Origin of the sequence: Paenibacillus popilliae ATCC 14706, from assembly GCF_000315235.1 — a bacterium.
In the GTDB taxonomy this organism is placed as follows: Bacteria; Bacillota; Bacilli; order Paenibacillales; family Paenibacillaceae; genus Paenibacillus_B; species Paenibacillus_B popilliae.
In genome coordinates this window covers 1-10,978 of record NZ_BALG01000125.1, presented here as the reverse complement: position 1 = coordinate 10,978, position 10,978 = coordinate 1, and the positions used below count along the sequence as shown (strand labels likewise).

Annotated in this window: 13 protein-coding genes, 1 tRNA gene and 2 pseudogenes; 7 read left to right on the top strand and 9 right to left on the bottom strand. The window is 45.9% G+C overall.

From position 1 onward, the window contains the following. Nucleotides 1–182 (top strand): hypothetical protein (locus PPOP_RS24140; protein ID WP_234399768.1); only part of this gene is annotated, 182 nt, incomplete at its 5' end. A gap of 59 nt (nt 183–241) precedes the next feature. Here the strand turns inward: PPOP_RS24140 and PPOP_RS24135 are convergent. After that, a pseudogene (locus tag PPOP_RS24135) lies at nt 242–404 on the bottom strand (IS3-like element IS655 family transposase); the annotation flags it as partial. 94 nt (nt 405–498) lie between these two features. Here PPOP_RS24135 and PPOP_RS21880 point away from each other — a divergent pair. The 3 genes from PPOP_RS21880 to PPOP_RS09705 all read left to right on the top strand — a co-directional run bounded on the left by PPOP_RS21880 (nt 499) and on the right by PPOP_RS09705 (nt 1,036). Then, nucleotides 499–693: a hypothetical protein gene (locus PPOP_RS21880; protein WP_148277891.1), complete on the top strand. Its 195-nt coding sequence runs from the start codon at nt 499–501 to the stop codon at nt 691–693. Beyond that, complete coding sequence (locus tag PPOP_RS09710) at nt 678–890, top strand: hypothetical protein (RefSeq protein ID WP_042228245.1); 213 nt, start codon at nt 678–680, stop codon at nt 888–890. The genes PPOP_RS21880 and PPOP_RS09710 overlap by 16 nt, the downstream gene beginning before the upstream one ends. A 71-nt stretch (nt 891–961) precedes the next feature. Beyond that, nucleotides 962–1,036: transfer RNA gene (locus PPOP_RS09705), tRNA-Thr, on the top strand. Between the two features lie 237 nt (nt 1,037–1,273). Here PPOP_RS09705 and PPOP_RS20465 read toward each other — a convergent pair. Both PPOP_RS20465 and PPOP_RS20460 read right to left on the bottom strand, forming a co-directional pair. Then, nucleotides 1,274–1,408, bottom strand: a complete 135-nt coding sequence (locus PPOP_RS20465; RefSeq protein ID WP_422730634.1) for a hypothetical protein — start codon at nt 1,406–1,408, stop codon at nt 1,274–1,276. Between the two features lie 41 nt (nt 1,409–1,449). Then, complete coding sequence (locus tag PPOP_RS20460) at nt 1,450–1,599, bottom strand: hypothetical protein (RefSeq protein ID WP_422730633.1); 150 nt, start codon at nt 1,597–1,599, stop codon at nt 1,450–1,452. A gap of 384 nt (nt 1,600–1,983) precedes the next feature. On the opposite strand from PPOP_RS20460, the gene PPOP_RS09700 reads away from it, so the two are divergent. Together PPOP_RS09700 and namA are read left to right on the top strand one after the other, a co-directional pair. Continuing rightward, the gene (locus PPOP_RS09700) at nt 1,984–2,913 is read left to right on the top strand and encodes an alpha/beta hydrolase (protein ID WP_006286113.1); all 930 of its coding nucleotides are present in this window, start codon (nt 1,984–1,986) and stop codon (nt 2,911–2,913) included. Between the two features lie 118 nt (nt 2,914–3,031). Further along, nucleotides 3,032–4,042, top strand: coding sequence for an NADPH dehydrogenase NamA (gene namA, locus PPOP_RS09695; RefSeq protein ID WP_042228243.1), 1,011 nt, complete (start codon nt 3,032–3,034; stop codon nt 4,040–4,042). Nucleotides 4,043–4,071: 29 nt separating this feature from the next. Here the strand turns inward: namA and PPOP_RS09690 are convergent, their stop codons facing one another. From PPOP_RS09690 to PPOP_RS09665, 6 genes are all read right to left on the bottom strand, one after another. Continuing rightward, nucleotides 4,072–5,175 carry an FtsX-like permease family protein gene (locus tag PPOP_RS09690; RefSeq protein ID WP_042228241.1) on the bottom strand — a complete coding sequence of 368 codons (1,104 nt, stop codon included), beginning with the start codon at nt 5,173–5,175 and terminating at the stop codon, nt 4,072–4,074. After that, nucleotides 5,168–5,812, bottom strand: coding sequence for an ABC transporter ATP-binding protein (locus PPOP_RS09685; RefSeq protein ID WP_159101829.1), 645 nt, complete (start codon nt 5,810–5,812; stop codon nt 5,168–5,170). The genes PPOP_RS09690 and PPOP_RS09685 overlap by 8 nt, the downstream gene beginning before the upstream one ends. A gap of 57 nt (nt 5,813–5,869) precedes the next feature. Next, nucleotides 5,870–6,727, bottom strand: a complete 858-nt coding sequence (locus tag PPOP_RS09680) for a hypothetical protein (protein WP_006286107.1) — start codon at nt 6,725–6,727, stop codon at nt 5,870–5,872. A 161-nt stretch (nt 6,728–6,888) separates the two neighbouring features. Continuing rightward, complete coding sequence (locus PPOP_RS09675; protein WP_042228239.1) at nt 6,889–7,539, bottom strand: hypothetical protein; 651 nt, start codon at nt 7,537–7,539, stop codon at nt 6,889–6,891. Further along, a complete protein-coding gene (locus PPOP_RS09670; protein ID WP_042228237.1) occupies nt 7,499–8,422 on the bottom strand; it encodes a hypothetical protein in 924 nt (307 codons plus the stop codon). The genes PPOP_RS09675 and PPOP_RS09670 overlap by 41 nt, the downstream gene beginning before the upstream one ends. Before the next feature lie 1,048 nt (nt 8,423–9,470). After that, nucleotides 9,471–10,274, bottom strand: a complete 804-nt coding sequence (locus tag PPOP_RS09665; RefSeq protein WP_159101828.1) for a helix-turn-helix domain-containing protein — start codon at nt 10,272–10,274, stop codon at nt 9,471–9,473. Nucleotides 10,275–10,615: 341 nt separating this feature from the next. Here PPOP_RS09665 and PPOP_RS20455 point away from each other — a divergent pair. Then, nucleotides 10,616–10,978 (top strand): annotated as a pseudogene (locus PPOP_RS20455) (transposase); the annotation flags it as partial.

Here is a 10,978-nt window from a genome sequence, read left to right as displayed (position 1 = left end):
ATCAATCAACGACCACGAAAATGTTTGGGCTGGAAGACTGCTCACGAATCCTTCTCAGAAGAACTGTCGCACTTGGCTTGACAATCCGTCATACCTTAAAAGGAAACAATACGGTTGAACAAGCGCTTCAAGATTGGCAGAGTGAAGGAAATGCTATCCTTAAGGAGAGGTCCATTCCATGAATTGCGGATAGGAGAAGTGCTTTGCGAAGATCGCCACGCAACGGGGCGTTTTCCAGGAGGCGATCCGTATGGAATAACTGAATTTGACGCAGATCCCCTTGTTCAGAGGCAAAGGCACGCGCGACCAGAGCCGCGGCCTTTTTCGGGCCTGCAGCTAGAGCCAATGATCTCACGATGAAAGAGGTCAACCAATACACAGATGTAATGCCATCTATTTTTGACAGTGTGGCCAATCCACTTCCTCCAACTTTCTTTCCGTTTTTTTTAAGAGCCTATCACGGCTTCGCCCAAACATCAAGTACACCTGTTCCTGCGTTTGGAACAATTTCTGGAGCAGATGCAGGTGCCGGATCTGGACGTCATTCGCAGTCTGATTCGATTGGATTATATGTTGCAGCACCGCTACAAGCCGCGTACCCTCTGGTGGACATCCCAGCCGAAGGCGGAGGTCGGGGCCTGGCTGAGGCGATTAGCGGATTCGCTCGAGCCCGCTTCATGTCGGCTTCGGTAAGCCTGGAGCTGACCGAGCAGGCGCTGCACCAGCATGCCATGGTTGACCTCTGGCCATGTGACGCTGTTCGCCTGATGGAGACGGGAGAAGTGGATCGTTCCGTCCCGAGCGCCGTGCTCGTCCTCTTTGGCGAGGCGGCGGAACGGCGCCAACTGCCCCGCTGGTATGCTTGCCAAATGTTCAAGGCAGACATGTAATTTACGGAAAAAAATAAAAAGGTGTTGCAACTTTTGTCTATTTTATTTAGAATAATATTCGTTGTTAAACTGCTGGTGTAGCTCAGGGGTAGAGCAACGCACTCGTAATGCGTAGGTCGGGGGTTCAATTCCCTTCACCAGCACCACTTACATGTCGATAACGGCGCGGCTTCCGGGGTTTCGGGGGCCGCGCTATTTGTATGCAGGGGCACGGACTTCTAACATTTTTCTAACCTTTACTCAAGTAAAGTGTATTTGCTTTTAATCTTCGGCCTGCGGGCCATTCCGAAGCTGCACCGAAACGTGCGGAACAAACAAATGCGGCCCCTAGGTACCGCGCCACAGATCGATTAACTCCATAAATGATTTACCCCGTTTACCGTCTAGGCGAGACGGAGCGTCGCCTTCATATCTTCCTGCGCATCGCCGATAAACTTCAGGCCGAACAGATTGGTCAGCACGTTCATGAATATAACCCGGAATGCCCGAATCTGCCACGGTGCCGTAATCCACATCATTGAAGCGGAACTTCCCGCACGATGTGGTCAAAATAACGGTATCATTGGCAAACTACGATTTCAACCGACGCATTGGCCAGATTGGCAATGAGGTTCGGCTCGCCCTCGATTAAGGCGAGAAGCTGCTTATGCAGCAGCGGATAATCCTGATCTGGCTGACCGGAATATTGGCTCGGTGTGAACAGCGGCAAGCCTCCTGTGCACAGTATTTCTCCCTTTCATGTGCTTGATCCGTTCCTCCACTTCACGTAGTTGTATGATTTCCAAACTACAATGTGCTGGAATCCGAGTGTTAGCGCCAATCTGAGTTCACGAGCAATAAGTTTAACTGTAAGACAACGATAGATTTATCATTCTTATCATAGGGACATTGACTCAGAAATTCAGGGAATTAGCTATTTAGAAGGGATTAAGAAGCATAGATTTCCCTCCTTATTCGAAGATATAATGGAAGGTAACGGCATATGAGGTCCCTTGAGCACAACGAGAGAAGGACCTGACGAACCGGTAACAGGCTACCGGCTGCTCCTCTGCAGCCGCGGCTTGTCGCCAATCCATTACGGGAGGCGTTCTATATGTTATCCAATACGTTCACGTTCACCGACCTAGAGGGTGTTCGCATCCATGTGTACCGCTGGGATCCGAAGGTAGGACAGCCGGTGCGCGGGGTCGTGCAGATTGCCCACGGCATGACCGAGACAGCCAGACGCTACAGCCGCTTCGCCGAAGCGCTGACGGATGCGGGCTATGTTGTCTATGGCAACGACCACCGCGGGCATGGCCGGACCGCAGAGCGGCCCAAGGACCTAGGCTATGTCGGCGAGGACGGCTTTACATGGATGGTCCACAATATGGCGCAGTTGACCGGGATTATTCATGCGGAGCAGGCCGGGCTACCCGTATTTCTGTTTGCGCACAGTATGGGATCCTTTTTGGCACAGAAATATATAGCGGAGCATGGAGGTAAAATAAACGGTGTCATTCTGTGCGGCAGCAACGGGCCGCGGGGGCCGGAATTATATGCCGGAGTCGCGCTGACGAAGCTGATTGCCGCTGCTCGCGGCTCACGCCACCGCAGCAAAATGATTGACAATATGGCATTCGGCGGCTTCAACCGGACGTTCCGGCCCAGCCGGACCTCCTTCGACTGGTTGAGCCGGGATGAACAGGAAGTCGATAAATATGTAGCTGACCCGGAATGCGGATTTTTGAGCACGATCGGGTTTTACCGGGACTTCTTCAGGCTGTTGCGGGAGATTCATCGCTCCGAGACGATGCAGGCCATTCCAAAGGATTTGCCGGTGATGCTCATTGCCGGCGATAGGGATCCGGTCGGCCAATACGGCAAAGGCGTGCGGCGGCTGGCCGAGATGTATCGCGAGCTTGAGTTGCACGAGGTCGAATGTATTCTGTATCCGGAGGCGCGGCATGAGCTCCTGAATGAGAAGAACCGGGATGAGGTTACGTCAGATTGCCTCTCTTGGCTGCGGAAGCACACACCGTAACCATTGCCGCATCAAGGGTTATCTATCGTAAATGGCCGATTTGTTTCCTGCATACTTGGAGGGGTATAATGGGAGTTGATAAGTACAATCTCGAACATGATTCTTTGGAGGAATAGCCATGCCCCAATTATTTGAACCGCTAACGTTACGCGGAATGACGATACCGAATCGTATCGTGATGTCGCCGATGTGCATGTACTCTTCCCACAATGAGGACGGGATGGTCAACGATTGGCATTGGGTCCACTATGCGTCCCGTGCCGTCGGACAAGTTGGCCTGATCATGATCGAGGCGACCGCAGTAACCCCTGGCGGACGCATCAGCACGAAGGATCTGGGCATTTGGAGCGACGAGCACGTAGAAGGGCTCCGCCGCCTGACAGACATGGTCCACGCGCACGGCAGCAAGATCGGCATTCAGCTCGCTCACGCCGGGCGCAAAGCAACCGTTCCCGGAATCATCGCTCCTTCGGCGCTGCGCTTCAGTGAAGACTATGAGACGCCAGAGGAAATGACGCTGGAGGACATACGCAAGATGATCAAAGCGTTCGCCGACGCCGCGCGGCGGGCTGAGGAAGCCGGGTTCGACGTGATCGAGATTCACGGCGCGCACGGGTATTTGATCAACCAGTTCCTGTCCCCACTGACGAACCAGCGGATCGACAGCTACGGCGGCAGCGCCGACGCCCGCTACCGCTGCTTGAGCGAAGTGATTGAAGCGGTGCGCATCACGTGGTCCAAGCCGCTGTTCGTGCGCATCTCGGCCAATGAATATGCCGAAGGCGGGAACGCGATCGAGGCATACATTGACTATGCGCGGCGCATGAAGGACCAGGGCGTCGACCTGATCGATTGCAGCTCGGGAGGGGTTGTTCCCCATCCGGTCGAAGCATATCCGGGCTACCAGGTCCAATATGCGCATGCGATCCGTCAATCGGCCGGCATCGCAACCGGCGCGGTCGGGTTGATTACCGAACCGGCCTTGGCCGAAGAGATTGTGCGCAACGCCCGGGCCGACCTTGTCTTCCTTGGCCGCAAGCTGCTGCAAGATCCGTACTGGCCGCGTCAGGCTGCGCAGCAATTGCGCCAGGAGTTTACTCCGCCGAAGCAATATGAGCGCGGCTGGTAATCCATTGACGATAATCATTAGACGGATTGTCAAGCCAAGTGCGACAGTTCTTCTGAGAAGGATCCTAGTCCACCTAACGCTCCAAGTAAAGAAGATATTGCAATTTCCCAAAATAAAATGTGGAAGATGTGCCTGCTCCTATAACCTATTATTTTATACAAGCCGATCTCTCTTTTCCGTATAAATAACATTTGCTTCATAAGATAAGTCAAAATCATAAAAAAAGTCACAAGCAGTACAGCGATGCCTGTTACACCTATTTTATGAATAAAGCTGCTGTAATCGACAAATCCTTTAATGACGTCGCCAATCACATACGCATTGAAATTGTGACGTTCTAGCGTCGCAATTGCTTCGGAAATATCGTCGGCATGTGTAAAATAAAGATAAAATTCGTTGGCCTTCCCGATTTGATCGTACGTCTTTGGATTCCCGTAATACGTGGTAATAAATGCACTCTTCGCCAGATCGAGATGGATAAATGAAGTTTCAGGATGAAGATGAAGCATATCCAATATATTGGTATTATTGACAAATCCGGTGATTTTGAGTTGAAGCTGATGCATGTTGTCATCGGCTGATAAATAATCGTAATACGTCAGCGTAATATCATCGCCAAGCTTGTATTTTCCTTTATCCTGTTCGCTTAGGCCGGTGATATTCAGGATGATACTGTTCGGTTCGGATAGCATGTGTGGTGATAGATCGAATACACCGAGTACGTCCTGATCCATGCCCATTAAGTTAAAAGATCCACTGTCTCCATCAATTGCCCTGATCGTATAATCATGAAATAAAAGCGTGCCTGGGGGCAGCCACTGTTTGATTTCTTTCACTTCCCCAACGGTGAACTTCCCCCTATCTTGGACCCCTGGCATAATTTGTACCCCGTCTTCTTGGAGTTGTTCCTTTACCTGGGGGACTAGTTTATGGGTAAGCCGTGAATTGACCTTTACGATTTTTAATTTTTCGTTTTTTAAAATACGTTCGTCAAGATTTTGGTTAATGCTCATCATATAACTAAACATCAAATTTGTTAAAAATACGCTTAAACAAACGAGCATCATAAACGCAAGTGTCGATTTTTGATTTGCGGTAACATTCATCCACACTAACCGGCCATAATTACGCAAGTGACGTCCCCTTCCAACACGTTAATTTTCGATGCTCGAGACCATAAACGGAATCACTGATTTCCTTATACTTCTCATTATGCGTGACCACAATAATGGCAGTGTCATTCATGCTGCGCAGCAGTTTCATTATTTCCTCTTCGCTATCCGCATCAACACTTCCGGTAGGCTCATCCGCCAATAGGATTGGAGGACGGCTCAACATACATCGTATTAAGGCAACCCGTTGTTGTTCGCCTCCCGACAAATGTTTTACGAGATAATCCTTGCGGGAGGCCAACCCCAGTTGTTGCAGGAGTTCAAGGGCGTATTGGCTTACTTCCCGCACATCTCGATAAGGCTCAAAATAGAAAGGCATGCACAAATTATCGATAACCGATAAATTGGGAAATAAATTATATTGTTGAAACACATACCCGATGGCATTCTTTTTAAAATCGGTGACCGTGTCCGTCGTTACATCGTTGAACGACTGACCCATAATTTTGATCTCACCTTGATCAGGTGCATCCAATAGACCAATCAAGTGCAGGAGCGTGCTTTTCCCCGATCCGGATCGACCCATAATGGAGACAAACTCCCCCTTGTCAACGGCAAGATGAACCCCTTCCAACAAATCCAGCCGCTGCTCCTTCATGTGAATGCTCTTATACACCTCTGTTACTTCAATATATCGTTGTCCCATTGCTCCCCCTTATAAAGGAAGTACTGAAAATCCTTCGCTTTCGTTAAAAAGTATCAATCGGTTATCGAAAAAATAAGCTCTGAAATCAATCCCGCCAGCTCTCATATTTATCTTGGTTTCCTTCACTACCTCAAAACCGGCATCACGAATCTCCAAGAAAGGATTATTATGACCGATAAACACATAATACTGCTGCTTGTACTCTTTGATCAGAAATACATCATCCTTCACCTGGACAGCGCTTTGGAACTGAAGGGAGCCTTTGTCATAAATATGTAATTCCTTGCTATCAACCTCATAAAAAAACAAATGTGATCCGGTAACGTATATTTCCCCCAAATAGGTAAAAGGAAGAGGGATCGTAGAAAGACAGTGGCCTTGCCTATCATATTGATTCAAAAAATAGGAGGAATCATCATCTGCTGAAATTCCTTCGATACTGTATACGTTTTGCGTCTCCTCATCAACAGAAAATTTATACATATCCCTGCCAGGGGCTACAGCTAGCTGAGCGATTTGATGTATACCATCATCTTGTAGTACGGATAACGTATACGTTTTTTGCTGATCCTCCGTTACAATATACCGGGAATCCTGTGATAGATTGAACCGATGCCCACCTACCAGCCCCCCCTTCAACGGTGTAATCGAACCCCCGTTCCCTACAGCATAGGCAGTGAGATGATTGTTAGCATCATATACCATAAATTTTAGATCCACGGGAATGTACCAATTATTTAAGTAATCCTCGTCGTTATAATCAGAGAATACTTCGGAACGAACAATTTTTTGCTCGCTTTCCGTTTTATCAAATAGAACCAGTTCACGTATAGCTTGTCCATTGTAGGTATATCGTTTGATTCCCATGATAACATTTTGCGGATTATCAATCTGGATATTCTCATTTATGGTGCTTACTTTCCGAGAAGGCCATTGACTATCATTTATTTTATCTATGATTAGTGCACCTAAACCGATAAACAGGAAAATGATTATGATGACGGAAATGGATCACTTCACTCTTTTACCTACCTTAAGTTCATATTTACTGTATGATGAGCTTGAGAATCGTGCAAAAGCGCCTGCATATTATAAAACCAATAGCATCCTGTTATATCTAAAATAAAGTGCGAATTGAGGAGAAAATCTTGCCCTGCTATGTTTTTGTACTGAAAGCCTTGTTGAAGAACCTCTTCATCATAGGATACAGAACCAGTCCATTTTGACTTGATCATATGGTAAAGATAAAAAATATAAGTATTGGAGAATACATCTTTTTCATTGACAAGTTGATTTTCTATCTTCTGTAAATCATGCTCGATCCGGTTTTTTTCTTGTCCTAATTCAATAAGAACATCCAAATATCTCAGTTGCTGAACAATGTCCGTGTCCTTGAATACCTGCTCTCCCCGCTTCGTAAGGCCATCAACAAAGTCTTGTTCAAGTTCATCACCCAATAGTTGATACGACCAAAACTTGTAATAATCGTTGTCGTCTTTTTTTAACACATCATATACCCCTTGTTTTTGCTCATCAGTTACGTCTTCTCCGAGCACAAAGCGGTTGAACAATAATTTGTAATACACGTCAATGGCCCTATCCGTTTGCGTGAATGTTTGCGCTTGGCCTTCTAAGGCGTCAATTATAAATTGATTTCCATATATGCTGCATTTTATCAAGAATGAGCTTGCTGAATGGATTTTCTTTGCCCAAAATTTTTATCCCGCGCCACACATCCGTTAAGTTCAGGCTGTATTGTACCCAATTTCGGGCTTTCGCCTTCTGTTCCGTTATGATTTCCTGCGTATCCTTTGGTATTTCTTGTTGAAGAATATCTAGAACCTCTACATAAGCGTTCAAATAATCGATATCGTATGAACTTTCACGGAGCAAGCTGTCAAATTGGGTATGTATGTCCTTGATATTATATTTATCAATATCCAAGACACCGATTAATTTTTCAAATTGTAAGGTATAATACAGCACATTCAACTTTTCTATAATCTCTTTACCCTTATCTTCCATATTATATAATAAACCCAAAACATGATCATTATATTTCTTTACCCCTAATAAATTCAAACAAGTTGCTAAATAGTAAACATGATAGACTTGTTCCGGTGCTGCCGGTGCAGATAACGCAGTTGCTAGTTGCCGTTCACAGCGCTTCATAAGAAGATGCTTTTGAACGACATCGTAAGCATTCAATTGCAGCAGCAGTTCGATAGGTTCATACATCGGAACCTGATCTTTCACCGTGCTGTATTCCTGCTCATATAACGTATGCAAATGATGTATAGCTTCCTGTTCGACCGCTTCGTGCAACGCTTGCTTTATTTTTATGTAATAGTACTGTTGGAGTAGACTTGGATCCTTGGTATGCAGAACTTGAGTTATCAAATGATCGCCTCTAATCAATTGATGAAAAAAAGGCATGGGACGACTACTTATCGGAAGTGCGCTAAAGCGCTGCTCTTTATTCAAAGTAGATGGGAACACAAGCACGACGGCTACAACGGCAGTGCTTAGGATAAGAACAAGGGAAGAAAGTTTCTTATTCATAATAAGTCCCTTATCATTTATTTAGTAGAAGTGCAAGATGGTGCCTTCGCAACAATCCTGCACTTCTATAACTCCAATTTCTAATTTTTTATCGTAACACGGTTACTAAGCTCGGTCGGTTTTGTAAGTTCGTTCCCCCACACCTTTGCGGTATTATGGATACCAAATTCGGTCCAACTTCCTTTGTCTTTCAATGAAAGGTATCCATTTAATCGGCATGATGCGTCTTGTTGACTCTTTGTATTTTTCCAGTATCTTTCTCCCGTACTACTATACTGAGGTTCAGCCGATGCGGAAAAAGACACTCCTGAAGCGCTGCCGCCGATGCTGAAAGAAAGCGATCTTCCCACTACTTCACCATACCATCTCGTTTCAATACACTGATGATCCGTTTTGTTGTACTTTGCCGCAACTTGATATTCATATTCACCATCAGATGCAATATGAGACGAAATCCATACATCATTCGTTAATGTACCGCCTGTCGGCGTTTTCGTCGTTTTAGAATTGCTTTTTGCTGTAACGGAACTTACTACTAATAGTAACTTTTATTCATCTATCCTACTTCATCAACGTTTCTGCCACCCCCCTCATTCAGGCTCAGAACACCTGCTTCATTTCGGGCCGCTATCCTATCATGTGATGTTGGGCGTTCCATCCATCAACTCTCGTTATTCACTGTATCATGATTTTCCTTAAAATATCCTATTTCTCTTTCGAAGAAAATTTCGACAAAGATATACATTTTCTTCAATCTACATTCATGAGCTCTCGCTCGCAAACCTAGGCTAGCTCTGAATGCCGATTTAGTGAACCGCGAACAGAAAAAATGTTTATTCTCGAGTTCATCCGCCGTCATGAATTCTAGTTGTATGGAGGTAACACTTATGGAAGTTTTGCTTGACCGCTGTGCAGGAATGGGTATCCATCAAGAAACGATCGTCGGCTATGTACTAACGACAGATGCGTCAGGCGAAGTTCAAAGTGAAGTTCTGGAGGTTTTGAAAAAAATAGGGGTGTGCCCTATGAAAAGCTCGGCCCAGACTATTTACCAAAAAAGGAAAAGAAGGTCAACGACTAGGTACACAGAGTCAAACGACCAGGGTACAACGTGGAGCTTTTGGGGATGCTGGATAAGCGCAGACTCCGCTTTATATAAACTAACCGGGATATCCTCGGTTATATTGTTACTGCATAGCTCAATACTCTCATGAAACAACCGCAAATGATACGCGTGGACGCCTAACTTATAATATAAGGTGACCCGTTCTTCTGCCGACAGGAAATCAACATAATGTAAAACATATCGGCCCGAATCATAGGTTGATTGAAGTTTTGTAACATCATTACGTTCAATGAGGTACTTCTGAAGGAGAGCCTTAGCGACAAATTTATTAATGCCGTGGCCACGGGATTGACGGATAATAAGGTCATACAAGGCCAGTTTGAGTGAGTCGCTGTTCATTTCCTGGTCAACAAAATGATACAGCCTTTCTATTGCATCCATGCTGTCCATATCCTTGCTATGCAGGCAGGCAGATGCCACTTTGACAATCAAATCCGTGTTCTCTATGTTGACCACTTCGTGCAATATCCCGAACAGAACATCGAATTTATGTTCTAATTCAATATATGGCTTGATGATTTCGTCAATTGGGACATGTAAAGCTAACGCTACAGAGTGAATGTTATTAAACGAGGGACGTTCCACTTCACCAGTTTCAATTTTGGAAATATAGCCCGTGCTAACCCCTGATAATCCGGCAAGTTGGCTTTGAGTTAGATCCGCTTTATTTCTGTATTGTCTTATGATGTCGCCAATCGTTGAATATTGAAGCGACGCCGTTTCCATGTCCTCACCCTTCCGATGCATTTTGTTCTTTCTTTAGATTACCATTATATTGAAAGGTGAAAAGAAATAAAATTAAACTGTCTCAATTACCGTAAATAGCAAACCCTTCTTCGCCGATGGCAATGCCTTCGAAAAAATCCGCCGCCGCCGGCATCAGTTAGCGCAGCCGCTTGCCTCCCCCGTTACGCTTTGAGTTGACTGCGGGCAATTGCCATGACTGTGTCAAAGGTATGAAATGCTTCAAGATATGGATCTGACCGGCAAGACGGTGATTGCCGATCGAGGTTATGACATGAACAACATTTTGGAACTAATTGACAAACAGCAAGCGATCGCCGTTATTCCTACGGCATGGAACACTGAGCCTACTGGCAGGCATTGATTTAGTCACCGGCGAAGTGATCGGCTCGATCGAAGAACGTCATCGCAGTCGTGAATTCGTTGACTTTCTGAAGAAGCTTGATGCCCACTATAGCCCGGAACTGCGGATTCAAATCATAGTAGACAACCATTCCGCTCCTATCTCCAAGGAAGCAAATGCTTATCTGGAGGGTCGTCCGGATCGGTTTGAGTTCGTCTTCACCCCCAAACATGGCTCCTGGCTCAATGGGATTGAAAGCTTCTTCGCAAAGATGACGAAACAGGTATTTCGTCATCTCCGGGTGGTTTGGAAAATTGACAAGGCACGAACGTTATTTCAGGAA

Excerpts from the sequence above, each read along its gene's own strand:
- PPOP_RS09670 (WP_042228237.1), bottom strand. The coding sequence starts at position 8,422 with ATGAATAAGAAACTTTCTTCCCTTGTTCTTATCCTAAGCACTGCCGTT.
- PPOP_RS20465 (WP_422730634.1), bottom strand. The coding sequence starts at position 1,408 with ATGATGTGGATTACGGCACCGTGGCAGATTCGGGCATTCCGGGTTATA.
- PPOP_RS09710 (WP_042228245.1), top strand. The coding sequence starts at position 678 with ATGTCGGCTTCGGTAAGCCTGGAGCTGACCGAGCAGGCGCTGCACCAG.
- PPOP_RS09665 (WP_159101828.1), bottom strand. The coding sequence starts at position 10,274 with ATGGAAACGGCGTCGCTTCAATATTCAACGATTGGCGACATCATAAGA.
- namA (WP_042228243.1), top strand. The coding sequence starts at position 3,032 with ATGCCCCAATTATTTGAACCGCTAACGTTACGCGGAATGACGATACCG.
- PPOP_RS09685 (WP_159101829.1), bottom strand. The coding sequence starts at position 5,812 with ATGAAGGAGCAGCGGCTGGATTTGTTGGAAGGGGTTCATCTTGCCGTT.
- PPOP_RS09700 (WP_006286113.1), top strand. The coding sequence starts at position 1,984 with ATGTTATCCAATACGTTCACGTTCACCGACCTAGAGGGTGTTCGCATC.
- PPOP_RS09680 (WP_006286107.1), bottom strand. The coding sequence starts at position 6,727 with ATGGGAATCAAACGATATACCTACAATGGACAAGCTATACGTGAACTG.